We start from the raw sequence: 25,892 nt of genomic DNA on the forward strand, positions 1-25,892 counted from the left end.
GCACCCGGACCGCAGTGGCCCGCACGGCGTCAGTGCGCCGGGTGCTCCATGTCGCAGCACGAGTCCCGGCGCAGCTGCCGGCCGATCGCCAGCCAGTCCGGGCGGCCCGCACCGGCGCGCAGCGCCGCGGCGGCCGGAGCGTGCTCGTACGCGGCGACCAGCGCGCGCTGCTCGAACTCCACGCCCCCGCGCAGCACCGACGTCGTGCGCACGAGGCTGTCGAAGTCGGCGAAGGGGTCGCCGTCGATCACGGCGGCGTCCGCCAGCTTGCCCTCCTCCAGCGTGCCCAGGTCCTTCTCGACGCCGAACGCCCGCGCCGGCAGCACCGTCGCCGTCCGCAGCGCCTGCGCGGCCGACAGCCCGTACCGGTGCAGCGCCCGCAGCCCCATGTGCAGCGACAGACCCACCGGTACCAGCGGGGCGTCCGTACCCAGGGCCACGATGCCGCCGCCCGCCAGCACCGTGCGGTAGACCTCCACCTCGCGCTCCAAGGTGACCAGCTGCTGCTCGGTCGGCGGCTTGGCGGCGGTGTGCTCGACCAGCGCGATGTCCCACGGCGGCGTCAGCACCGTTATCCGCGGGTCCTTCGCCAGCGCCGGATCGGCGCCGAGCAGCGGCATCGAGGTGAAGATCGTCGCGACCATGTGGAAGTTCGTGGCCGTGTAGATCTCCGCCAGGTCCTGGTAGGCCCGGCCCGTGGCCGTCGTCGCGTGCCCGAACTCCAGGCGCTGGGTGGCCTGCAGGTGGGTGGTCAGGTCCTGGCCCAGCTGCACGCCGGGCGAGCAGAGGTGGCTGCCGCTGCGCACCCCCAGCCGCTCGTGCGCGAAGCGCGCCGCCTCCTCCATGAGCCAGCCCGGCGCCCGGACGTAGGTCTTGACGAAGTCCCAGTCCAGGGCCGCCGCCCGGGACAGCGAGCGGCGCAGCCCCTCGCGCGTGCGGTGCGCCCGGCCCATGCTGTACGCGACGCGGGAGCCGTCGAGCAGCTCGCCGGCGGTCAGCAGCCGCGGCCCCGCCAGCTCCCCGGCCGCCACCGCCTCGCGCAGCCGCGCCTGCTCGTAGGCGAAGCCGCCGAACGAGACGGCCGTGGTGATCCCGTACGCCAGCTGTATGGCCGTCTGCCGGCCGCCGTAGACGTACTGCCACGGGTGCGTGTGGGCGTCCCACAGGCCCGGGATCACCGTCCGCTGCGAGGCGTCGACGGTGCGGCGGGCCGCCCGCCGGGGCCGGTGCGGCTCGACGGCCGCGATCCGGCCGTCCCGCACGACGAGGTCGACGTCCTCGCGCACCTGCGAGCCCGTGCCGTCCCACAGCCGGCCGGCGTGCACCACGGTGTCGACGGGTGCCGGGCGCCGGTAGTCCAGGGCGACGGGCACCGTGCGCACGGAGCCGTCCCTGGTGTCCAGCAGCCGCAGCCGCCCGGCGGACAGGTACAGGATCCGGCGGCTGTCGGCCGCCCACGACGGGTGGTCGGCGGCCTCGTCCGTCAGCCGCCGCGCCTCGCCGTCCGGCGTGCCGTCGGGGCGCACGGGCAGCAGCCACAGCGCGGACTCGCTGATCACCGCCATGGTGCGGCCGTCCGGCGACCAGACCGGGCCGGAGTCGTAGCGGTCGGAGACCGAGGCGTGCGGGGCGAGCGCGTGCAGCCGGGCCTCGCCGGTCGTGGTGTCGACGACGCGGATGAGGTTGTAGCCCTCGCGGAAGCGCTGGTTCAGGCGGTTGCGGTCGCAGAACGCGACGTACCGCCCGTCCGGGGACCAGCTCGGTCTGCCGGGCAGCCCGCCCGCGCCCAGCGGGGCGGCCAGCACCTTCTCGGTGCCGCCGGCGAGCTCGCGGACCACGATGTTTCCCGACATGTCGACGCAGGCCAGCCGGCTGCCGTCCGGCGACAGCGCCGGCAGCGAGCGCCCGCCGGCGGCCAGCACCGTCTCGGCGCCGGTGGCCAGCTCGCGGCGGCGCACCGCCAGCAGCCCGTCACGGTCGTCGGCGTAGATCAGCGCCCGGCCGTCGCGGGAGAAGGACGGCGCGAACAGGTAGCGCGTCGGATCCGCCTTCACCAGCCGCCGCGGCGCCCGGCCGCCGGAGACGTCGGCCAGCCACAGCGAGTTCAGCGCGGCGAACACCACCCGGCGGCCGTCCGGCGACAGCGCCGGCAGGTGCAGCGACCGTACGGGCCGCACGCCACCGCCCTCGGCGGCGAAGTCGTACCGCTTCACGTCGTACCGCGGCCGGGACAGCGGCAGCTTCGCACGGAACGGAATCGTGACCGCCGGCACGCCGCGACCGGTCGCCGGCGGGGTCGGCGCGGGGGCGGCCGAGGGGTGCGGCAGGTCGTCCGCCGGGGCCTTGCCCTTGCTGGCCCCCGCGGGCACCTGGACGACCGCGAAGTGCCCCCCGACGGTCAGCAGCAGCTCGTCCCGCGAGACCCACCGCGGGGGCACCGGCTCCACGTCCCCCTCGACCGGCACCGCCGCCCCGTCCACGACCAGCGTGCAGGAGGCGGCCGGCGCGGCCGTCGTCCGCAGGTACGCCAGCCGGCCGTCGGGAGAGACCGCCGGGGTCATCACCTGCGCGGCCGCCGCCTCGGTGTGCTCGACCCGTACCGGCCCGCGCCCGTCCGCCGCCACCGACGCGACCGTACGGGACTGCAGCGCAGTGCCCTCCACCCGGCCGCGCACGAACAGCAGCCGCCGGCCGTCGGGCGACCACACCGGGTCGAAGTCCTCCCAGGCCCCCTCCTGCCCCGGGCCCTCCTGCCCGGGCAGCCCGGTGACCTTGGTCAGCGCGCCGGTGCGCACGTCCACCACCCACACCCGGTACGGGCTGCCCGCCACCGGGTCGCCGTCCCGCTCGGAGGCGAACGCGATCCGCGTGCCGTCCGGCGACCACGCCGGCCCCCGGTCGTCCCACGGCCCGTCCGTCAGCTGCCGCAGCCCCGAGCCGTCGGGCCGCAGCACCCAGATGTGGAAGCCGCCACCCCGGTACGCGCAGACCGCGAGCTGCCGGCCGTCCGGCGCGTGCACCGGCCGGGTCGGCTCCAGGTCGGCGGGCGTGATCGCCACGGCCTCCCCGCCCTCCCGCGGCACCGACCACAGCACGTTCTGCACCTCGGCGACCAGATGCCGCCCGTCCGGCGCCATGGACGCCGCCCCGTTGGTGGCCGCGGTGAACGACAGCACGTCCGCCCGCCCGCCCCGCCCGGCGGCCAGGGCGTCCCCGGCCACCCCCGGCAGCGCGACGCCCGCCCCGGCCACGACGGCACCCCCCGCCGCGGCCTGCAGGAACCCGCGACGGGAGAGGGCGGCGGAAGCCGCCGCCGCGATGTGGGTGTCCGTGTCCAACTTTCCTCCTGGTCCAGGGGAGTTGCGTGAGGCGGAAGGTCACATGCAAAAGGTGATCGTTGCATGCCTCATGTGCCTGGGGTCAACACCCCGGGGCCCGGAAAGGGGGAAGTGCGCGGATTTGATCACCAAGAAAACGGCACCGAGGATCACCCGAAGGAAGACGAGCCCACCGGCCCCCCTGACGGCCCGGACACGCTCCGCATCCGCCCCGCTACGGTGTGCCGGGACGGCCGCCGGAAAGCGGTGCGCGACCACCCCGCGAAGTGCGGTATTGTTCTCGTGCGCGGTCGGCGCGGGGAAAACCCCGGGCCGGACAAGCACCGGGACGTGGCGCAGTTTGGTAGCGCACTTGACTGGGGGTCAAGGGGTCGTGGGTTCAAATCCCGCCGTCCCGACTTGCGAAGTAGCAGGTCAAGGGCCGTTTCCGATGATCGGGAACGGCCCTTTTCGATCTTTCGCCCGCAGCTGCCAGGTCGCCGCCGCGCTCCGGCCGTGGGCTGCGGTTTACACGCACAGTGACCTGCAGGCCGCTCACGAACCGCCCGCAACGAGCGCTTGGAGATCGGCTCCCGGGTTCCGCCGCCAGATCCCACGTCGGCTCTCTTGCCTGACCTACAGCCGTGTGCTGCGCCTGAACAGCTTTGTTCAGTCGAGCTCGGCTTCGCTTTCGGCGCCCGCCGCCAAGTCATCTGCATAGACTGGCCATTCCTCGATACCGAGGGCGCGCATCAAAGGCGCAGTTGGTACGAGGTAGCGGTGTCCGGGGCGGAGCAGCTTGCACGGAAATGCTCCGCGGCCAGCAAGCCGGTAGGCCGTGCTCATGCTCATCCCGAACGCCGCCGCGGCTGTGCGCAGGTTGGTGGTGACCGGAAGCGCGAAGGCTTCCGGGAAGGTCAGCTGGGTGGCTCCCCGCCCAGTCATCGTGGCCCGCCTTTCTTCCTCAGTGAAATTTTCCCGATGCGGCGCCTTTGCCCTGTACCTGTCGTTGCGGAGACCAGGTCGCGCAGGCCGAGCCGGTGAGCCAGCGCCCCGAGGAGTTCGCCCTCGCGCTGCGCACGAGACACCGTGATCCGAGGTGCAGCGAGCAGACGCTCTCGGCTGGCCGGAGCGGGAATGTGTCCTTCCACTCCGTGGCCGGAGCGTCGCCGAAGAACCTCCATGACCGCTGTGTCCGCGACGGTCGCTTCGGGCGGGCGGCGAGCGGCGCGCCACGCGCGGGTCCGGACGGCCTGCAGCAGCGTCTGGCCGCAGTTCGGCTGGTCCGGCGCGACCGTCTGCAACTCCTCCAGCAGGGCCACCAGCACCTCCGCCTCGACCTCGGCGCGTTCGCTTCCCAGGCGGCTGGACACCTGGTACACCGTCCGGCGTAGCGCGGGGATGGCCAGCCACGTGACAAAGAGCTGCCAGTCCGAGCGGGCGTCGCCCTCGCGCCGGGCTCGGGCGATGGTGCTCGACCAGATTGAATTCCGCAGGTCTTCGTCGCCGGGAACCCTGTAGAGCGCGTTCCTGGCCTCGGCGGGGCTCAGTCGCAGCGGCCGCGCGAGGCCCGGTAGCGCAAGGTGCAGGTCCGGGCTGGTCTGAAGCTCCAGGACATGCGTCTCGATGTTGTCGAATGCATTGTCCCAGCGTAGTAATGCCATTGCTGTCTTCTCTCGTCGTGCCGATTGGGCATCACTTGAGTGGTGACCGTGGCCTGGTCAGCTCGGCCGAGGCCCTGGAACGCGCCGCCCCAAGGCGATCAACCGAGTGCGCACCAGCTCGGAGAGCTCCTGCTGCTCTTCCGGCGTCAGAGCCCCCAGCAGACCGGCCATCTCGTCCTGCCAGTTCGTCTCCTCCCGGAAGAGGTCCTGGTGGCGCATCGACCAGTCCAGTACTTGGCTGACCTCGTGCGGGTGTCTGAGCAGCCACAGGGTGGCGAGCGAAACCGGGCCGTTCCGTACGGCCTGAAGGCAGAATTCGTACTCCTCGCGTCGGTTGGCTGCCCATGAGTACGGCGGAGTGGCCACGGAGTCCTGTCCGAGCCGTAGATCCCCCTCTGCCTGGCGGGCGTGGACGTCAGCGAGGTGATACGTGAGACCGGTGGCGTCTAAGCGGTACGACAGAGAAAAGTGGTGCAACACGTCCCCGGCGGTGAGGCTACGGCCCGTGCCGGACCAGGCCTGCTCGACCTCACTCAGCCGGCGATCCAGGTCGGCCCGTACGACGTCCCAGCCGCTGTGTACCCCGGAGGTCACGACCCGGACCGGGTCGTGGACCCACCATTGCACCCGCATGTCCACCGATTCGGTGCCGTAGGAAGTAGGTAGCGCGACTCCTCTGATCGCTGTCCGTTGATCCAAGCGGACGTGGAAGGCGGACTCGTATCGGTCCAGCAGGCGGGGAATGGCGGGTCTCGCGGCCTCGTCGGCCTCCGTCCTGCGCAGCTTCCGGGGCCCCAGCAGGTAATGTGCGCCGGCCTGGTCCCGGAGCACCAGAGCCCGGTCCAGGCGGCCGGAGCAGCGTTGACGCAGGATCTCGAGCCAGGGTGCGTGGGTGGCCGGTGAGCAGATCGGAGGGTTGTTGTCGGTGGTCACTGGGCCCCCTTTCCGGTCAATGGGTTGCTGTTCGTTGGCGCCGGACCCGTCGGTGTCCCGCGGCGCCAGGCTTCGAGAGCTTTCCGGGCAGTGTCGCGGCCGACCAAGCCGGGATCGTCGATCCGGTCGATCACGACGAACAACCGCAGCACTCCGTGCTGCATGTCCTGGGCCAGCTCGCGGAAGAGGATCGTCATGGCTTCCTGCTGGGATTCGGCCCAAGCGGCGCGACGGCACCAGCGGACCAGGTGGTGGCAGGTCGTGTCGAACATGCCGTCGTGGTTCAATGCGCGGCGGATGAGTTCGACGACCGGTTGCGCGCACTCACCACCATCGAGCAACTGGGTGTGGAACCACGAGGCATCCGCCAGGAGGTGAGGGAAGAGGCGCAGGGCGAGCTCGGCGTCAGGTCCGTCCCGGCGGACCCATTCGGCCAAGTGGCGCACGACCACTGGTTGGCTGCCCGAGCTGAACAGGTTTGCCGACGAGGTGCGGACTGCACGCTTCACCGACAGGCTCTGCTCGCCGTCCGGCCCTCGGGAGACCCGGTGCAGCAGTGTCATCGCCAGGTCCGGACGGGAAAAGCCGAAAGTGGTGCCGCAGGCATGCGCGACGGTTGTGCGCAGTTCTGGACTCGGGCTCCAGCTCCACTGGACGAGCCGGTGCTTCACCTCACCGACCAGCACGGGGTCCTCGGATGCGATGCCCAGGGCATAGGCAGCAATGCTTCGGCTGCTTTCGCGCTCTGACTTGGCGAGGACGCCGACGTGGCGCAACGCCCGCCGTCCGCCGCCCCAGCCGGCGGCCATGCCCACGACACGACCGACACGTGCCGTGAGTTCTCTTCCGCCCTGAACCTGGTCCATCCATTCGGTCAGCACTGTTGACAGACCGCCGTATTCGCGCCAGACATGCCTGAGGACCGTCTCTGCCTGCCGATGCCGGGTAAACCGCACCGGTTCCACCATGTAGGGGTGGGTCGAGGAGAGAATGATCTCCTTCGGCGCGCGCTGCGCGCCTACGCTGCGCAGCAGGTCCTCTAGTGATCGCCGAAAGACGAAGCGGGGGTTGGCCCGTGGTTGTCCTTCTCCAGTGCCGTTTTCCGATGTGTCGAGGAAGGCGTGCAAAGTCCCGTCCGCGATGGTGAGGAGCCGGTCCGCCTCCTCCTGGACGATCCGATAGTCGAGCCCTTCGAAGACGCAGGAGGCCAGCAGGAACGCCAGGGCGTCGGGATCGTCGTGAAGCTGGTTGATCAGCTCGGGGATCTCCCCCTCGGCCAGAAAACTCAGCCGGTCGCGCAGGCCGGAGAGGGCTGCAGGCTCTTCGGCGGATGCTGCTACGGCGGTCACCAGCTCGACCACTTCTGAGGGGACCAGCTCGGGGACGAGGAGGCCGTCCAAGAGGCCGGGCTCCAAAGACTCGAGCAGTCGTTCGCGCTCGGCCGGATCCGGCACTTCGACCTTGAATCGGGTATCGAACACTTCCCTGGGAGAAGGTGGTGAACACACCAACAGTCGTGCCTGAAGGAGGCGTTCGAGATCACGGACGAGCTCGGGTTCGTCTTGTGCCACGACTACCAGGCAGGCCCCGGCCTCACGCAGCAGTTGTTGGAGATGGCGTAGGGCGCCCGGCCTCAGCCTTTGGGTGGGCAGTAAGCCGTCCATCAGGTAGCCGCCGGCACGGCCGGGGCGCCACGTAGACAGGTCTGTATCGCCGTCGATGGCCCACAGCGTGCTGTCCGGTGGACTATGGCGGTCCAGCAGGTTGAGGGCTGCAGTGCGTCGTCCGGTTCCCGGCTTACCGGTCAGGAAGAACACTCCCTGGCCGAGTTCTGCCCTGGCGGCGGGGAACCATTCCGGCTCCGCGAAGCCCCGTAGCGCCTCGGCGAGCTCCTGTTCGGAGATGAGGCCCTCGTGCACTTCCACGCGGTATTCCTCACCACCATGGATCCCGTTGCGCACATGTTGACCGCCGCTCACCGAACCGGCGTTGATGTTGCCGCCCGGTGCGTAGTAGTTGAAGGAGAAGGCACGCCCGTGGGTTGTTGCGGCGACCAGGTCCTCCAACGACTGGTCGAAGGCCTCATCGTCTGCGTCCTCTGCGGCCGCCTGCCGGTCAGGGGCACTGGACATCGTGGATTCGGGCTTCGTTCCAGGCGCCAACGTCTCTTCGGCGCGGGAGCCGGATCCCCCGGTTTCCCACGAGGGGCCGCCGGGGAAGGCCGGGCGTTCGGCCCGGGGGCTCACCGCTGGTCCGTGTTCTTGTCGCCCTGAACGGTGTCGCCCAGGTTGCCGCGTACGGAGCCGGCTTTGCCACCGTGCATGTAGTCACCGCTGACGGTGGTGTTACTGACCTGCTGGTCGCCATGGACAGTACCGCTGTTCAGATTGCCGTGGTCCGCTCGGTAGTTCTTCACCGACCGAGGACTGCGTGCGCGTGGCTTGGCGCGGCCGGCCCGGGCACTGTCATCTCCCGCCTCCTGGTCCGCGATCACCTCATCGCCGAGTACGCGGCGGTCGTACAGGGCGCCCGAAGGGACCGGTACATGGAGCCAGGCCTGCTGATCGAAGCGCTTCCCTTCCACTGTCGCCGGCACCTCGATGAAGTAGTCGGGATGACGCCCGGTGTAACCGCTGGCTACGGCATCCTGGTAGCAGCGGTCGGACAAGATGGCGGCGACCTGAGTGATGTTCTCGTTGGAGGAGGCGAGGATCGCCTTCACCGGACGGGAGTCGAGCAGTCGGTGGGTGTCGTTGCGCGGGGTGCCGTTGCCGTCGAAGTCCTCCCCGCTGTCGGGCAACGGGCCGATGTGGAGGCTGACTCGGAGCCGGATCGGGGCCACCCCCATGGAATGCACGTTGAACTCGGTGAGCACGTCCTGAAGGGTCCTCAGCCACGGGTGGATGACGAACGGCATGGCTGCTGGATCGAATCCGAAGACATAGCCGTCGCCCGTAGAGTTGGCAAACCTTCGGTCCTCCCAGAGGCCGGAGAGGTCGGCCCGTGTGAAGGAGATCCGCAGGAGTTCCGGGATGGTGCGGCTGATGACAGCGTGCTCGATGGCCGGGCGGCCGGTGAAGTCCTTGGCATCCACGGCCAGGATGCCGCGGTATGGCGGGAGGGTACGGCTGTGACTGTAGGGGTGGGCGGTTGCTTCGGGCAGGAGCCCGTGGCGCTCGGACATCGCGATTCCTCCATGGAGAGGTCGGATCGGCAGTGGCTGACGCGGTGGTTACCGCGTCGCTGTGCCTGTCCAGGCTCGCGGGAATCGATGGGGCGTTGTGCTGCCCCAGTGCCGATAGCCGGTGACGCCGGTCACATTCTCGGCTCGGGTGGACGGCGCGCCGGGGCGGGTTACTCGTACAGTGTCTCCAGGGCCTGGCGCAGAGCCGACAGGTCTTCGACCACGATGGACGACCGGTGGCCTCTGACGCCGAACCTGCGCAGTTCCCTCAACTGATCACTGACGTTGTTGCGATGAGTGACGAGGTAGCTGGCCAGCTCGCGGCGTCTGAGGGGGAGCACAAGGGGGCGCCCGGCATCGTTGCCGGATGCGACAAGCATGTCGGCCACCCTCACCAGCGTCGCAGCCAGCCGTTGTCCGAGCCCCGCGCCGTCCGGGGTCGACTCCCGCAGTCGGGCCTGGGCAAAGTGGAGTAGAGCGGGGTAGAGGTCATGGTCCGTGACGAACTTGGTGAAAGCGGCCGCGTGCATGACTGCCACCCGACACCGTGAAAGGGTGGTGACGCTCGCCAGCCGACCGCACCGGCCCATCGTCGCCAGCTCGCCGAGCAGCTCACCCGGACCGCGAAAGGCCAGTAGGTTGACGGAGCCGTTCCGTGCTGTGTGTTCCACCTTGGTCAAACCACACAGCACGGCGAGCACATGAGTGCCGTCATCACCTTGTTGTAACAACACGTCACCGCGAGGGTGCGGGCGCTCGAACGATTGTCGCCGGAAGTCCGCCCAGGTCTCCTCGCTTACGAGCTCTCGCATGGTCAGGGCCGGCGGGATCGGCGATTCTCTGTCTGGGGCTGGTTCACCGGTCATGGCGCAACTCTAGTGAGCGCCCTTGCCTTGCGGTGGGAATTAATGATTCTGGTGACCCGATACAAGCTTGCTGGTGTACAAACAATTTGACGTCAATCTGCTGCCGCAGTTCCCTGGAACGGCCTTGGCGGATGAGAAGGGAACACTGTGGGGACCGGATGGGTACGTGATCCTTGGGGGACGGTGGCGGTGCTGACGGCGCTGCCTGTGGAGTACCGGGCCGTGCGCGACCGGCTGGAGGATGTGCAGCGGCTGCCGCTCCCGGGGGGAGAAGGAGCCGAGTTCGGTCGGTTGCCCGGAAGCCCGTGGCAGGTCGCGCTCGGACTGCTCGGCGAGGGTGATCAGGCCGCGACGTTGCTCAGTGAGCTTGTCGGTGAGCTCGCACCCGAAGCCGTCTTCTTCGTCGGTGTGGCGAGCTGTCTGGAGGAGGACATCGCCCTCGGCGACGTAGTAGTGGCCACGACGGCCTACGACGTCCAAGGAGCCTTGCTGCATCAGGGTGTAACCGGGACCACGGCACGGTCATGGGCCCCGTCCGGCTCCCTCCTGCAGGTCGCCCGGGCCGCACTCCAGGACGGGTTGTGGCGCAGGCGTATCTCCATGGACGACGATCGGCCGGTGCCGGCCCTCGCAGGGTTGCCCGTCGTCCACTTCGAACCATTGGTCTGCGGAGGCGTGCCCAGCGGCTCGGTGCCCAGTGAACTGGTGGTGCGGCTGCACCACAATGGCAGGGACGCTGTGGCGGTCGAGAGCGGAAGCTCCGGCTTTGCCGCTGGGGCGCACCTGCTTCAGCCCGGTCGGGCGCTGGTCGTCTGCGGGATCGGTGCACGGGTGCAGACCGTCGAACGAGCTGTCGACGCCGGCGGTGCGCGCTCCAGAGCTGCTGCTCACGCTGCTGCCGTGGTGACCACCGTGATCGCCAGCCTCCAATCGTCCACATCCGGTGATCGGAGTACTCGGCAGCATGCTGTCCCACCGCAGGACCGCCCTTTCGGTCAGCCGCGTGGCGAACGCCACTACGGCGGCGATCACTTTGAATTCAGCGGTTACTTCCTGAAATCAGTGACGGGAAAATATGTGGACCGTCGACGCGGAACATTCCACTCCGGCGATGGAGTGGCAGACACTCATGGTGGGCAGGCGCATTGAACGGTGTTTTCCAGATCCAGGCCGACCGACTGTGCCGGGTGCGGGCGGGTAACGATCCGGTCGAGGATCTGTTTCCGCTGGGTGACGACGGGTTCCTGGACGAGGATGTGGCGTCCGGACCGTCAGACGGGCCACCCGTCCCAGGGGCCTTGCTGCCTCCAGAAGCGGTTGCCGTTTGCGGAGCCACGGTGCTGCTCGGTGAGCCCGGCGGGGGTAAGACCACGGTGCTGCGCCGCATCGTCCAGGATCTCAGGGCGCTCGAGCCGGAGGACCCGGAGACGTCGGCCGGATATGTTTGGGTCAATGGTTCGGACCTGACCGAGAATTCGTACCAGGACCTTGTGGGACGGTATCTCACCGCGCTTCCCCGCGGAAATCCGCGCGCCGGTGGCGACGATGCAGCAGGGCTGTCGTCCACTTTGCCCAAAAAGAGGGACGGCGAGCGTCTGACTGTGGTGCTGGACCAACTGGACGAGAGCACGATGCTTCACCAGTTGCCGGGGCGGCTGACGAAGTCGTTGCACAGCAGGGACACGGCAGGCCTCCGGATGCTCCTGGCCTGCCGCACAGCCGACTACCTAGTCCGCATGACCGAGGTTCTACAGGAGCATTTCAGCGAGTGTTCGTTCGCCGACCTTGCACCGCTGTCCCGGGCGGAGGCCGTGCGCCTGGCGGACAGCGCCGGTGTGGATGGAACAGCACTCATCGTCGCCGCGGTGTCCGTCGGAGCGGGTGCCCTGGCCAGCGCACCGCTGACCCTGGAACTACTGGTGCGCACGTATCGGGAGAACGATGGGCTGAGCGGGGATCCCCGAGAGCTGTTTGCGAGCGGAGTTCGCCTGTTAGCCGACGAGCACGACCCTGGACGATTCCCGGCACGAGCGCCTCGAACGTCGCCGTCACAGCGCCTGGAAATCGCCGGGCGTATCGCTGCGCGAATGCTGTTGTGCGGACGACGGACGCTGTGGGACGGACATGGCCCGCGAAGCCAGCCGCACCGACTCGACCTGAGGATTGATGAGCTCATCGGGGGAGTGGAGGAGAGCGCGCCCGGGGACCGCTTCCCTGTCACTCCGGAAGCGGTGCGGGAAACCTTCGGGACCGCGTTGTTCACGGGGATCGACCACGAGCGGAAGTCCTTTCGCCACTCTTCGCTGTCGGCCTATCTTGCTGCCTCCTACTTGACTCGGCGGCGGCTGTCCCACCGGCGACTAGCGGAGATTTTCCTCGTCCACGTGCCAGGCGCGAACGCGTCCCGGATTCCCCCGCCCCTTCGCGAGACGGCGGCCTGGCTGGTCGCGCTCGCCCCAGAGCACACCGAATGGCTGGTCGTTGCAGATGTCGAAAGTGTGACCGTACACAGTGCCCTGGTGCGGTCCGACGCCATGCGTGGACTGATCGTCTCGCGCCTGCTGGACCATGCGGCTGACGTGGAACTGAGCGCCACGCGATGGCAGTTCTCGCGTTGGGATCTGGCCCATCCCAGGCTGGCGGACCAGATAGGCGCAGCCTTGACGGGCGATCTGTCCAGCTTGGACGACGACTGGCCCCTGCGGGCGCGTGTGCGCGTGGCCCTGCGTCTCGCTCAGGCCTGTGCGGGCCCCGAACTGGTGGCACCGCTGCTCGCTGTCTGCGGCGAAGACCGATGTCCTGCGACGGAGCGCAGGCTCGCGGTCGCCGCGGTATTCGCCTGCTCTCCTGAGGCTGCCGCCGGTGCGTTAGGGCCTCTCCTCACTTCCCTGCAGAACGACGACTACGCCGCACGTGTCGATCCTGACGACGAGCTCCGCGGGACTTTACTGTCCGGACTCTGGCCGCGGTACATCGGTATCGCGGCGGTGCTCGACGTTCTCCGGCCGCCGCGGAATCCCCATCTGGTCGGCTCCTACCTCTTTTTTCTCCGGACGATGGTGTCCTACTGCACCGATGACCAAGTGATCGAGATCCTGCGCTGGCTGACCGCTCGTGGAGGCGACTTCCTCAGCGGCAAGAAGTCGGTGGTGGAGGGCTTCATCGACGAGGTCATCGATCGCATCCTGCGGATTGACCGCGTCGCTGGTCTCCGACCGCTCGTGGCCTCGATCATCGTCGGCCGCCTGCGAAAGCACGAGGACGTCTTCTTCCCGGCGGCCCTCGAGAGCACCGACGTGGAGGATGCCGCGGCAGTCGATGCCGAGCGGCTGCGCCTGGTCGAGGCACTGGTCACAGAGAGCCTTCGTTCCGACGATTTCCCCGCCCATGAGCTCTGGGCACTGACCCGGTCGTGGAAACGAGCATTGACCGGCATCCGGCAATGGCAGACGGCCGGTGATCTCCCGAGCAATGCCCCCGTTCGGACCCGGCTGCTGAGCGAGCAGGACTTCGGCTGGTTGCTCGATCAGGCGGAGCGCGCCGTCAAGGCGGGCGAACCGGACGTGGCCGAAGCGTACGGATTCCTCGCATCCCACCTCTTCCGGCACCACGACCAAGCAGCCTTCGAGCTCCTTTACGGCCGACAGGACAATCCGGCTTGGCGACGGCTGAAATGGTTCTTCGAGGGCATCGCACTCGACAGCGAGCTGGCACGATCCATGCGGATGAATGCCGAAGCGGCCCAGCGTAAGAACGAATCCGTTGCCGTGGAACTTGCCACCGCTCAGCACAAGGCCCTTACCGAGGCGCAGACAGGTGATCCCGACAGCTTCCTGAGGCTGTTGTGGAACCTCCAATGTGACCCGGATACCGGCAAGGGGGACCAGCAGTACAGCTATGACCTGGCTGAATGGCCGGGAGCCAGGGTGTTTTCTGCCGAAGATCTGGCTGCACTCACGGACTGTGCGCTCACCTATCTTGGTGCCGAGCACGATCACCGCGACGACTGGCTCGGAACGGGCCGTCAAGACCTTCGCGCCTGGGCGGGCTTCCGGGCGCTCCTCCTCCTGCACCAGGCCGATCGAATGGACGGGCTGACCGGGCAACTCTGGTCCCGGTGGACTGCGGCCGTCGTCTGCAGTTTGCCAGCCGATTCCGACGAGCGGTCCCGCAGAACCCAGACGGATCTGTTGCGCCGTGCGGCCTGCCATGCCCCAGCAGACTTTGCCCACGACCTCGAACGAGCTGTGAGAGGCGACCTGGCGCGCGGGCAACTGCCCTGGAACCTCAGGTTCCTGGATCCTCAATGGGCGGCGCCACTGGCGTCGGTGATGGAGCGACTCGCCTGCCTGGTGGCCGTAGCCGTCAGAGACCGGGAAGGAGACGCATCTGTCGGGTGTACCGGCCCTGCCGAGCGGGCGGCTCGGGCTGGGGACGGTGACGCCCCCCTGGTGCTCCCAGCTGAGGCTGCGGATCCCAATCTCATCCAGGAGACCTGGTCGTGGCTACTCGAAGCACTTCTGCCGGCCGGAAGCCGGTCGGCGCGCCGTCTTGCGACCGAGGTGCTCACAGGCTTGGCAGAAGCATCCGAGCCGGATCAGCGGGAGCTGGCCGTGCGGGCGGCCAGAGCCATGCTGTTCACGGACGCACGGGATTCGTGGCCTCGCATCCGTGCGCTGGTACATACATCGGAAAGTTTCAGCCGTGCCCTTGCTGAGGCATGCGCTACGGGCGAAGTGCGACAGCGCATCGAACGGTCGTTGGCCGAGGTCGAGCTGGCGGACCTCTACCGCTGGCTTCACTCCCTCTTCGCCGATGTGGAGACTGCCTATCGCTTGGGCGGCCATTTCATGGGTCCGGCGGAGCACGTGGTCGAGTGGCGGGACGCCATCCCCCGCGTGCTGGTCAATAGGTGCACACCTGAGGCGCTCCATGCCCTCAAGGCTCTCACCAAGGAGTTCCCCTGGCGTCTCGGGCTGAGAGCCGCGCTCGTTGCTGCATGGAACAGCTATGCCGCAGCCGGGTGGGAAGGGATGCCCATCGACGAGGTCATCCGAACTCTGTCCCTGCCCGAAGCGCATGCCACATACATCCTCGGGGATCATTTCGAGTTCAACGGGAATTTCACCGGAGAAGTGATAGGGAAGGTGATCCGCAAGTCGGATGATCGGTCCGACGATGTGCAGTTCGCCTGCCTGGATGATCTGAACCGGAAGACGATCGCCACGGTACGGAGCGTACGGCGCACCCCTGGTGCCGACGGGCCCGAGACCCCGTGGCTGCACACCCCCCTCAGCGGTGTCTTGGAGGAGCTGAATGACCCCGCACCGACCGTGGTACGCATCCGATCCGCGGTCGACGCGCTGAGGCCTTGGAGTGCATGGCAACCGTCCGCAGACGGGCTCCGGAGCCCCACCGCCGAGCAGGTGGACGCCGCCCTCGCGGTGTGGCACGCCGGGGAAAGCGACCGCGCGGAGTGCCTCCTGGCGATCGAGACGCTGGCCACAACGCTCGAGCGTGCTGGACCCGAGGCCGCCAGGGCCGACGGTTCCCACATCGTGGCTGCTCTCGGACGGATCGCAGCTGTGGCCGAGGGGATGGGAGACCTGATCAGGGAATTGTGCGCAGGTTTCCAGGCCGCCGGGCTGGTGGATGAATTGCCGGCCGATCACCTTGCGGCGCAACAGCAGTTGTTCACTGCCCTTCAGGATCTGCAGGCGTGCAGACGCCGCTTGGCCGCACTCGGCTCCGACGCCGCCTTGTCGGCCCGGGCGACTGGTGCTCTGTTGATCGCAGGAGGATGGGGGACCGGCAAGTCGTACGGACTCGGAGCCTGGGCCGAGGCCAGGGTCGCTGCCGGCGCTCCGGTCGCGTTCGTCACCGGTCGCGAACTCGGCAGCGATGAGTCATGGGAGGGACGCCTCTCCAGCGCAGCCGTACCGGGGGGCCCGGCCGTCCCTGCCAGGCTGCTGTTGGCCGCACTTCAGGGGCACGCGGATTCCACTGGGAAGAACGCCGTGCTGATCGTCGACGCTCTCAACGATGTCACGCGCCTGCGAGGTGAAGAACTCGACGGTTTCGCATCCCTTGCCATGCTGTTGAGAGAATTCCCCTCGGTTCTGCTCGTGGCGTCCACCCGGCTGGACCGGCGCCTGACATCGGCAGAGACCGGGGGCCGCCCCTACGGGATCCACTGGGCGAACGGTGTGACGGATCCGGGACGAGCCTGGGAGGTCATGCGGGACGTCTACAAGGTGCCTGCGCTGGTCCTGCCGCCGGATGTCGCAGAACTGCGCCGCCCACTGATGCTCGCCGTGCTTGCCTGGTGCCTTCACCGTGAACGTGGCAGCGTGGATCGCGGGATGCCCGTTTCGGTGCCCAGTATCGGCGACCTCTTCGAATGGTGGCTGAGGATCCTCGGAAAAGATTATTTCGAATATCTTCACGGCAGGCCGGCCACTGCGGAACACCCCCTGGTGAGCAGGGCTTGCGCCCTTCTCGGCGCACGCATCGGCTTGATGGACTCCCTCGACTACCATGCCGCCTGCGAGGCCCTGCGCCCCGAGACGGAGCTGGGGGATCCCGCACATCTACTGGAATGGCTGTTCCAAGCCGGCGTGCTGGCCTTCGATCCGCAGAATCAACGGATCAGCTTTGCCGTACAGCGCTTCGCGGAGCACATATGGGCTGGCAATCTGATGCGCGATCCGAGGCACCGGCACCATCTGACGTCCCTCCTGAGGGACTTGACCGGAGTAAAAGAGGCTGCCGACCGTGCCGCTCGGCTGCTCTTTGCCCTGGCCGGCGCGGTACCCCACATTCACGTCGGTAAGGAACTCTCGAATTTTTTGCCGAGGAGACTGCCACCCGTCGTGGTCATGGCCATCCTGGAGTCACTCGAAGGGAGGCGTCGTGACCTGATACGCAGTAAATCCTCCCTGGATTTTCTGAGGCGCTGGGCAGCCGACCCCGAACTGGCGCCCTGGGTCTGGTACACGGTGCTGGTGAACTCCGCGAACCGGGACCATCCGGCAGGTGCCGGCTTCCTCCACGAGGAACTCGGTAAGCTGGGGCGAAAGCAGTTGGCAAGTCGCTTCATTGCCCCCATCCTCCACCTCCTGGAAGACGGAGACGGGTTGAACATGCTCCAGGAATTCCTCCGTTGGGCGTCCTCGGGCTCGGAGGAGGTGCGGCGGGACGCAGGGGCTGTGACCACGGTGCTCCTGTGGCTTTGTGCGGTACCCAGTCAGCCGCTGCGCTCGTTGTGCGTACGCACTGTCGCGCAGATTTGGAGGGACGATCCGGAGACGGCCATCGAGCAATTGGAGCTGTTCGGGAACAGCGACGACGGGTTCATCGCCGAGGCAAGCTGGCTGGCAGCCTATGGTGCGTTGCTGCTCGGGGCTGAAGCAGTACCGATGGAGCGGTGGCAAGGCGTTATGGCGCGCGGTCAGCGCAAGGCGCACAGGAGTATCCAGCAGACGATCTTCGGCATACGGACGTTGCTGGGTCAGCCGATGCTCGTGCCGTCACGAAAGCCGCTCGTCAAGCTGCCGAGAGTCTCTGTGCTGCCGGTGTCCACAAGGGAGACGGAGCGCTGCGAAATCTACTTCGGACCGGTGGTCGGAAGGACCGACAGTGATCCAAAGCGTTTCCCATGGATGATCCGCCGCTTGCGCTTTCTCAAGCCGAGGCGGCTTGACGTGCAGTTGCGTCACAGGCGGGGCTACAAAGTTGAGGAGTGGTCTGCCTACGCACAGCAGCAGAAGTTACTCGACACGGTTCTGGAGGAGTGGCACGGCGTGACGGTACCCGGCTCGGGCGGACTGCGGCCCTGGTCCGAGCCCTCTGAGCCTTGTGCGCTGGACCGACGGCACGCGATCGATCCGACTGTCCCACCCGAGTGGTCGTATTCCGTAGGAACAGGCCTCCAGCCACATTCCTGGTGGTGCGCTCCTGTGGGCGAAGCAGATGCCTCCACCGCTCTGCAGGAAGTGCGTCCTTCCCAGTTCTTGACCGTGTGTGATCCTGACGGTGCCACGTGGTACGTGCTGCACTCCGAGTACGAGCTTCGGCCGCCTGGCGGGCCGGACAGGCAGGACGGTCTGCCCGTACTGGTCACCGACCCCTACACGCTCGTCCGGCTCGAGAACACTGGGCCAGCCGGTTCGCCCACCAGGCAACGCCAGGACGGCAGGACTGTCCGGGTGGAAGTAAAGGCTGTCCTTACGCGGATCGATGCGCAGGACTGTTTGGTCACGAATCTGATGGAGCCGGAAGCACCGACTCTGAGTGAACGGTGGCCATCGCAGATGTACCTCGGGGAGTACTACCGGCAACCCCTCGCGACGGTGGCTGCTCTCCAAGGTGTCGGGGCGGTGTTCGCCGCGACGACACTGTACGAGGACACCTTCCTTGTTCGGCTGCAGGATGGTACGAAGGGCAAGCCGAGGGACCGAGCAGTACCTTCACGGACGCTGGCTGAGCGGCTCGGTCTGCGCTGGAGCGGTCGGCGTCTTGAGTTCCACGTTCCTGGTGAGGAGGAAGCGGTCGTTCTCGACCCAAGCTTGGGATGCCTCGGTCCACCGGCTCTCTTGCTTGCTGCCGGTGGCATCGACACCCTTACCGTTCAAGGGTGGAAGCTGGCTTGGCGCGTCCGAGTGACCGAGAACCACCGCTTCGGTGAGACAACGTGGACAGCACTGTGTGACGTGCATGGCGAAGAGCTCTCCCACCAGGACGGTACCGGCGAGCACATCGGTCATTGGCGGGTTGACCGGCGGGCGTTCTGGCGTCAGTACTGATGGAAGCTGAGTCCGGCCCACGAGCGTCGGTTGGAGGTGTCGGCTGTCTGGCTGGTTCGCAGCAGTCCCATTTGCGGGACGGGAACGTGGTGGCGGTTGGGGGCGAACTTGTCTGGGCGACACCGACCGGGCCACGCTCGTTTCGGCGGTGCCCGATGCGTGGCTCCCGGTGGCGAACCGTCCGTCATCACGGTGGTGAAAGTGGTCGGAGGGCTGAGCTGGAGGAGTACACGCACTGGGTGCATGTTCAGATAGCCGTAGCGGCGAAGGCCGGCGTCGTCATTCCCGTGACGACCCATATGTTTATCGCGCCCCCGACTGCCAGCGTCCACAGGTGTCTGACCATCGATCGCGTCACCTCATGGTCCCCCCCTCGCGCCGCGACGGCACCAGGACGGGCCCCGTATTCTTGGCGGAACCTGAGGCAAACCACTGGCGGCCAGGCCAAGTAACGGGATGAATACCCTCCATCATTCGACCACAATGGCCCGGCCCGGGCGCATGATGGCCGGGCCGGACGTGCTCACGGTGGGGTCGAAGACAACGCTGCGGCCTCACCGCCCCAGCCGGATGCGGTGGACCTGGTCCCGGCCCTCCGGGCCGGCGCCGGACTTGTCGACGACGTAGGCGGTGGTGCCGGCGACCGTGACGTGGTTCGGGTTGGGGCCCGTCGGGAGGGTTTCCGTCACGGTGGCCTTCGCCGGGTCGACGATCGTGACGTTGGCCGCCGTGCGGTTGGCGACGAGGACGCGGCCCGTGCGGCGGTCGGTGGCCACGGAGAGGGTGCCGGCGCCGGTGGGGATGGTCCTGGTGACCGACTTCTTGCGCAGGTCGACGACCGAGATGCCGCCTGCCGCCTGGTCGGCGGTGTAGGCGGTGCGGCCGTCGGGGGAGAGGGCCACGGAGATGGGGCCGTTGCCGGCGGGGATGAAGGAGGGGTCCTTGGCGTACGGGGAGACGGCTATGAGGCGGTTGCCCTTCAGGTCGGTCGCGTACGCCGTGCCCGTCCGCTCGTTGACCGCGAGGCCGGCCGGGGCCGCACCGGGGACGGTGACGCGCTTCTTCTCCTTGAACGTGCGCGTGTCGAAGGCGACCACCGTGCCGTCCCCGAAGCCGCTCGCCCAGGCGAGGTCGTGGCGCTCGTCGACGACGACCTCGCGGGCGTGGGCCACGTTCGGCAGGGTGGCCAGGTGCTTGCCGGTGCGCTGGCTGTAGACGGCGACGGAGTTGTTGCGGGTGTTGGTGGTCCAGACGGTGTCGTGCTCGTCGTCCACGGCGACGCCGTAGACGGCCTCGACGGCGCCGGTGGCCGCGTCCGTCACGGGCGGGGTGGAGGTCGCCTGCACCTTCAGGGTTTTCGGGTCGACCTTGAGCAGGGCCGAGGAGGTGACCGGCGGGCGGCCGACGGCCGTGGTGGCCCACAGGACGTGATGGCGCTCGGAGTAGGCCGACTGGTACAGGCCCTTGGCGAGCGGTGCCGAGACGACGGTCGAGGGGTGGGAGGACGCCGAGGCGGTGCCGGCCAGCATCGGCACGCTGCTCGCGGCGAGGGCCAGGGCGGCGACGGCGGTACGGCGGGTGGTCGAGGGCATGCTGCGTCGGTCTCCTTGAGGCGGGAGGAATGCGAATGAAGGCTAAGTTAGCTTAGGCTTGCCTAAGTTATCCAATCGCATCGGAGTCGCCCCGCATGACGCCCACCGCCCCGCCCGAAGGCGCCCCGCAGCACCCGCCCCGCCTCGCACGCCCGCAGGCGCTGCCGCTGCTCCCGGCACCGCCCTTCGCGCTGCCCGGCCCCGGCGGCCTGGCGGAGTTCTGGGCGGACGTGCGCCGGCGCGGTACGCCGCTGGTCGGGCCCGATCCGCTGGGCAGGGCCGACCACCGGGCCGTGACGTTCCTGTGGCGCGGTTCGCCCCGTACGCGCGCGGTGCAGGTGTTGCCCAACAAGCTCGGCGACCCGCGGGCCCCCGAGGCCAACCTCATGCGGCACGTCCCCGGCACCGACGTGTGGCACTGGACGGTACGGCTGCGCGCGGACTGGCGCGGCACCTACGACCTCCACGTGGACGAGGGCGACGGCCCGCGGCCCGAGGACCCCGGGTACTGGCCCTGGATGCGCGGCAACCGCCGCCCCGACCCGTACAACTCGCGCCGTCTGCCGCGGCGCTGGGGCGGGCAGCCCGTCGCCTGCGCCGAACTGCCGGACGCCCCCGGCGCGGACGACTGGCTGCCCCGGGCGGACGTGCCGCGCGGCACCGTCAGCGAGGGCAAGGTGACAAGCGCCCACCTGGGCGACCGCCGCCGGGTGTGGCTGTACGCACCTCCCGGGGCCGCAAAGGCCACCGACCTGCCCGTCCTGGTGCTGCTGGACGGCGAGCACTGGCAACCGCAGCTGGGCATCGCCCACCTCCTGGACAACCTCATCGCCGACGGCCGCATCCCCCCGCTGGCCGCCGTGCTGCCCGACTCCGTGGACGCGGCCACCCGCTGGGCGCAGCTGACCTGCCGCCCGGAGTTCGTGGCCTTCCTGGAGGAGGAGCTGCTGCCCTGGGCCGCGACCCGGCTGCCGCTCACCGCGGACCCCGCGCGCACGATCGTGGCCGGGCAGAGCCTCGGCGGGCTCGCCGCCGCCCATGCGGCGGTCACCAGCCCGTCCCGCTTCGGCAACGTGCTCGCCCAGTCCGGTTCGTTCTGGTGGCCCGCCGGACTGCAGACCGAGTGGCTGACCGGCGTCCTCGCCGCCGCCGAGCGGCTGCCGGTGCGCTTCTGGCTCTCCTTCGGCGAGCAGGAGTGGGTGGCCCTGCCCGCGGCCGGGCGCCTGCGCGAGACGCTGGCCGCGGCGGGCTACGAGGACGCCGTCCACCGCACCTTCAACGGCGGCCACGACTACCTGTGCTGGCGCACCGAACTCGCCGACGGGCTCGTGGGGCTGCTCTCCCCCTCCTGAGCCGCGTCCAGTTCCTCCAGCCGGGCCGCCAGCACGGCCGCGACCGCGTCCAGGTGGCGGCCCTGGAGCAGCTGCGGATGCGTGCAGTCCAGGTCGTGGTTGTCGAGGGTGCCGCCGAGGTGCGGGCGCCACGCCTTGCTGGTCAGCCAGTCCTCGGCGCGGGGCGCGGCGGCGGTGAAGAACACCATGTCGCCGTCGAAGCGCCGGTGCCGGTGCTCGCGCATCATGCGGGCGTGGTTCGGCACGATGTCGACGATCCTCGACAGGGTCCCCTCGCCCAGCCCGGCGAGCGGGCTGCCCGCGCGGCGCAGGGTGGCCAGGACGTCCTCGCGGGTGCGTTCGCCGGCCCGTTCGAAGCCGGCCATGCGCAGGACGGCGGTGAGCGCGTCGCCCTCCTCGGGTGCGGGCCGCTCGCGCCACTGCTCGGCGGGGAAGGCGTCCAGCAGCGCCAGCAGCTCGACGTCCTCGCCGGCCTCCTGCAGCAGGACGGCCACGGTGTGGGCGAGGACGCCGCCGACCGACCAGCCGAGCAGCCGGTAGGGGCCGTGCGGCTGGACCTCCCGGATCCGTGCGGCGTAGTCCGCCGCCTCCTCCTCCATGGTGCGCGGCAGCGGCTCTTCGTCGCCGAGCCCGCGCGCCTGGATGCCGTACAGCGGCCGGCCGGGGCCGAGCCGGGCGGCCAGGCCCGCGTAGCACCAGGCGAGGCCGCCGGCCGGGTGGACGGCGAAGAGCGCGGTGCCCTCCCCGCCGGCGCGCAGCGGCAGGACGACGCCCAGGGCGTCGCCGGCGGCCGGTGCGGCGGCGGCGATGCGGGCCGCGAGCGCGGCCGGGGTCGGGGCCTCGAAGAGGGAGCCGATGGTCAGCTCGGTGCCGAACTCCTCGCGGACGCGCGTCACCAGGCGCACCGCGAGCAGCGACGTGCCGCCGAGGTCGAAGAACGAGTCGTCCGGCCCGGTGCTCCCCAGCCCCAGCACCTCGGCGAACAGCCGGGTCAGCGCCGCCTCCCGGGCGTCGGCCGGCGCCCGTCCCCCCTTGGCCCCGGCGAAGACGGGGGCGGGCAGCTCGCGCCGGTCCAGCTTGCCGCTGGGGCTCAGCGGGAACGCGTCCAGGGCGACGACCGCGGCCGGCACCATGTGCTCGGGCAGCTCACGGGCCACCGCCGCCCGGACGGCGGCCGGGTCGGCGCCGCCCGTCACGTACCCCACGAGCAGCTGCTCGCCGGGCCGGTCCTCGCGCACCAGCGCGCAGGCGCCCGCCACGCCCTCCTGGGCGGTGAGCACCGCCTCGATCTCGCCGAGTTCGATGCGCTGGCCGCGCAGTTTGACCTGGTGGTCGGTGCGGCCGAGGTAGGCGATCTCGCCGTCGTCCGTCCAGCGGGCCAGGTCGCCGGTGCGGTACATGCGGCTGCCCGGCGGCCCGAAGGGATCGGCGACGAAGCGGGCCGCCGTCAGGTCGGGGCGGTTCAGGTAGCCCTCGGCCAGCTGGCGCCCCGCCAGGTACAGCTCGCCGGGCACGCCGGGCGGGCAGGGCTGGCCGGCGGCGTCCAGGACGTACAGGCGGGTGTTCCACACGGGCCGGCCGATCGGCACCGGGCCGGTGGCCGCCGGGTCGCAGGCGTGGTACGTGACGTCGACGGCGGCCTCCGTCGGGCCGTACAGGTTGTGCAGCTCGACGCCGGGCAGGGCGCGGGCGAAGTCGTGCGCCGTCTCCCGGGGCAGGGCCTCGCCGCTGCAGAAGACCCGCCGCAGGCTGTCCGCGCACCCGCCCGCCTCCGCCCCGGCGAGGAAGACCTGGAGCATCGAGGGAACGAAGTGGCAGGTGGTGACGGACTGTTCCCGGATCAGCCGGGCCAGGCCGAGCGGGTCCTTGTGCAGGTCCGGCGGGGCGACGACGAGGGTGGCGCCCACCCGCAGGGGCCAGAAGAACTCCCAGACGGACACGTCGAACGACGACGGCGTCTTCTGCAGCACCCTGTCCTCGCCGGTCAGCGGGTAGGCGTGCTGCATCCAGCGCAGCCGGTTGTCGATCGCCCGGTGGGGGACCACCACGCCCTTGGGGCGGCCCGTCGAGCCGGAGGTGTAGATGACGTACGCCGGGTGGTGGGGGGTCAGCGCCTTCGGCGGATTGACCCACGCGTACCCCGACAGGTCGAGGCCCTCCAGGACGACCACCGGGGGCCGCCCGTCCCCGGGCAGGCGGCCGGCGCGGTCGGCGACCGCGCAGACCGGCCTTGCGTCCCGGAGCATGTACGCCAGCCGCGCCTGCGGATAGTCCGGGTCCAGCGGCAGATAGGCGGCGCCCGTCTTGAGGACCGCGAGCAGGGCGACGACCAGGTCGGCCGAGCGCGGCACCGACACCGCCACCACCTCGCCCGGCCGGGCCCCGAACTCCCGCAGGTGGTGGGCCAGCCGGTTGGCGCGCACATTGAGCTCGCCGTACGTGAGCGTGGTCTGCCCGTACACCAGGGCGGTCGCGCCGGGCGTGTGCACCGCCCGCGCCTCGATGGGACCGATCAGCGTCGTCGGCGGCACCGGCTGCTCGGTGTCGTTGAACGTCTCCAGGACCAGCGCGCGTTCGGCAGGCGTGGCGATGCCGAGGCGGGCGGTCGGCTGCCCGGGGTCGGCCTGCGCGATGACGTCCAGCAGGTGCAGGAAGCGCTCCTGGTGGGCGCCGAGGGCCTCCTCGTCGTACAGGGCGGGGTTGCCGTCGTGGTCGATCGCAAGTCCCCGGCCGTCGGCGCGGTCGTACACATTGACCGTCAGGTCCTCGACCGGGCCCGCGGACAGGTTGCGGGCCCGCGCCGGCGCGCCCGCGAAGTCGACGCCGTAGTCGAACGGCATGACGTTGACGAGCGGGCCCACCAGGCCGCGGCCCTCGCCGAGCAGGCCGAGGTCGCGGCGGATGTCCTCGTAGCGGTAGCGCTGGTGGCGGCGGACCTGCCGGATGCCGAGGACCACCTGCCGCACCAGCTCGGCGAAGGTCGCCTCCGGGGCGACGGTCAGCCGCAGCGGCAGCACGTTCATCACCATGCCCGGCACGCGCAGCGCGGCCGACCCCAGCCGGCCCATCATCGGCAGGCCCAGCACCACCTCCGTGCGCCCGGTCGCCCGCGAGACGTACAGCGCCTGCGCGGCGATCAGCACGTCCGGCCAGGTGGCCCGCAGCCGGCCGGCCAGCTCGCGCAGATGCTCGGTGGCCTGCGGGGAGAGCCGGGCGCTGCGCCGCAGGAACGTGCGCGAGGGCAGCGCGCCGCGGCCCGCCGGGCGGGGCACCTCCGGGCGGTCGGCGAACGCCGCCGCCCAGTGCGCGCGGTCGGCGGCGAACGTCTGCGAGGCACGGTAGGCCGCGTCGTCCGCCACCAGCTCGGCGAGGCTCCCGAACCGCCGCGGTGGCGGCTCCTCGCCGCGGGCGAGGGCGGTGTGGACCTCGGCGGTGCGGCGCACCAGCAGCGAGTACCCGTAGCCGTCCATCACCAGGTGGTGGATGCGCTGGTACCACAGCCAGCGCGCGTCAGCGACCCGGAACAGGGCGTGCCGGAACAGCGGGCCGGCCGCCAGGTCGCAGGGCTCGGCGAGGTCGGCGCGCATCCACGCCTCGGCCTCGCCGTGCGCATCGGCCGCGCCGCGCAGGTCGCGCACGGTCAGCGGCAACTCCACCGCCTCGGCCACGTGCTGGCGCGGGCCCTGCGGGCCGTCCGTCACCCGCACGCGCAGCGCCTCGCACTCGGCCACCACGCGGCGCAGGGCGGCGGCGAAGGTGCCGGGGTCCAGCGGGCCGTCGATCTCCAGGCACTCCGCGGTGTTCTGGGCGGGGCTGAGCGGGTCGAGTGCCTGCGCGTACCACATGCCCGACTGGGCGGCCGTCAGCGGCAGGACGGTCGCGGGGGCGGTGCGCCCGGCACGGGGGCCGGCGGTGGGTACGGCGGTCGGTACGGCGCTCACGAGGCCCCCAGCAGCGACGCCCAGGCCTCAACGGCGGGCCGCTCGGCGAGGTCGGCGAAGTCGGCCGTGACGGCGTGTTCGCGGCGCCAGCGCTCCAGCAGCGTCATGACACGGATCGAGTCCAGGCCGTGATCGAGGAGGTTCTCGTCCACGGGGATGTCCGCCGGGTCCTCGCCGAGGCAGTCGGCGACGTCCTCGCGGATCTTCTCCAGGGTGAGGGGGAGGGGGGTCGGGGACAT

The 25,892-nt window shown here is 69.8% G+C and carries 13 protein-coding genes and 1 tRNA gene; 4 read left to right on the top strand and 10 right to left on the bottom strand.

Annotated features, from left to right (window positions below; all coding sequences use genetic code 11):
• Positions 1–29: 29 nt before the first annotated feature.
• Positions 30–3,338, bottom strand: coding sequence for an amidohydrolase family protein (locus tag ABD361_RS18695; RefSeq protein WP_344436541.1), 3,309 nt, complete (start codon positions 3,336–3,338; stop codon positions 30–32).
• Positions 3,339–3,662: 324 nt separating this feature from the next.
• On the opposite strand from ABD361_RS18695, the gene ABD361_RS18700 reads away from it, so the two are divergent.
• A tRNA-Pro gene (locus ABD361_RS18700) sits at positions 3,663–3,736 on the top strand.
• A 250-nt stretch (positions 3,737–3,986) separates the two neighbouring features.
• Here ABD361_RS18700 and ABD361_RS18705 read toward each other — a convergent pair.
• The 6 genes from ABD361_RS18705 to ABD361_RS18730 form a co-directional block, all read right to left on the bottom strand.
• Positions 3,987–4,262, bottom strand: coding sequence for a DNA-binding protein (locus ABD361_RS18705; protein WP_344436543.1), 276 nt, complete (start codon positions 4,260–4,262; stop codon positions 3,987–3,989).
• Entirely contained in the window at positions 4,259–4,981 is a 723-nt protein-coding gene (locus ABD361_RS18710; protein ID WP_344436544.1) for a hypothetical protein, read from the bottom strand. The genes ABD361_RS18705 and ABD361_RS18710 overlap by 4 nt, the downstream gene beginning before the upstream one ends.
• A 57-nt stretch (positions 4,982–5,038) precedes the next feature.
• Positions 5,039–5,914: a hypothetical protein gene (locus ABD361_RS18715; protein WP_344436545.1), complete on the bottom strand. Its 876-nt coding sequence runs from the start codon at positions 5,912–5,914 to the stop codon at positions 5,039–5,041.
• On the bottom strand, positions 5,911–8,046 hold the full coding sequence (locus ABD361_RS18720; protein WP_344436546.1) for a hypothetical protein: 2,136 nt from the start codon (positions 8,044–8,046) through the stop codon (positions 5,911–5,913). Before ABD361_RS18720 ends, ABD361_RS18715 begins: the two co-directional genes overlap by 4 nt.
• 110 nt (positions 8,047–8,156) lie before the next feature.
• Positions 8,157–9,098: a hypothetical protein gene (locus ABD361_RS18725; RefSeq protein WP_344436548.1), complete on the bottom strand. Its 942-nt coding sequence runs from the start codon at positions 9,096–9,098 to the stop codon at positions 8,157–8,159.
• Between the two features lie 170 nt (positions 9,099–9,268).
• Positions 9,269–9,964: a Crp/Fnr family transcriptional regulator gene (locus ABD361_RS18730; protein ID WP_344436549.1), complete on the bottom strand. Its 696-nt coding sequence runs from the start codon at positions 9,962–9,964 to the stop codon at positions 9,269–9,271.
• 189 nt (positions 9,965–10,153) lie between these two features.
• Between ABD361_RS18730 and ABD361_RS18735 the strand changes: the two genes are divergently transcribed.
• Entirely contained in the window at positions 10,154–11,113 is a 960-nt protein-coding gene (locus ABD361_RS18735) for a 5'-methylthioadenosine/S-adenosylhomocysteine nucleosidase family protein (protein WP_344436550.1), read from the top strand.
• Entirely contained in the window at positions 11,110–18,768 is a 7,659-nt protein-coding gene (locus ABD361_RS18740) for a hypothetical protein (protein ID WP_344436551.1), read from the top strand. Before ABD361_RS18735 ends, ABD361_RS18740 begins: the two co-directional genes overlap by 4 nt.
• A 554-nt stretch (positions 18,769–19,322) precedes the next feature.
• Here ABD361_RS18740 and ABD361_RS18745 read toward each other — a convergent pair.
• The gene (locus ABD361_RS18745; RefSeq protein WP_344436552.1) at positions 19,323–20,360 is read right to left on the bottom strand and encodes a YncE family protein; all 1,038 of its coding nucleotides are present in this window, start codon (positions 20,358–20,360) and stop codon (positions 19,323–19,325) included.
• 95 nt (positions 20,361–20,455) lie between these two features.
• On the opposite strand from ABD361_RS18745, the gene fes reads away from it, so the two are divergent.
• Positions 20,456–21,712 (top strand): enterochelin esterase, encoded by a 1,257-nt coding sequence (fes, locus tag ABD361_RS18750; RefSeq protein WP_344436553.1) that lies wholly within the window; start codon positions 20,456–20,458, stop codon positions 21,710–21,712.
• Here fes and ABD361_RS18755 read toward each other — a convergent pair.
• Both ABD361_RS18755 and ABD361_RS18760 read right to left on the bottom strand, forming a co-directional pair.
• Positions 21,652–25,653: an amino acid adenylation domain-containing protein gene (locus tag ABD361_RS18755; protein ID WP_425583250.1), complete on the bottom strand. Its 4,002-nt coding sequence runs from the start codon at positions 25,651–25,653 to the stop codon at positions 21,652–21,654. The two genes, fes and ABD361_RS18755, sit on opposite strands and share 61 nt — an antisense overlap.
• Positions 25,650–25,892, bottom strand: a complete 243-nt coding sequence (locus tag ABD361_RS18760) for a phosphopantetheine-binding protein (RefSeq protein ID WP_344436554.1) — start codon at positions 25,890–25,892, stop codon at positions 25,650–25,652. Before ABD361_RS18760 ends, ABD361_RS18755 begins: the two co-directional genes overlap by 4 nt.

The sequence above is a fragment of the Streptomyces luteosporeus genome (genome assembly GCF_039532865.1).
Lineage (GTDB): Bacteria > Actinomycetota > Actinomycetes > Streptomycetales > Streptomycetaceae > Streptomyces > Streptomyces luteosporeus.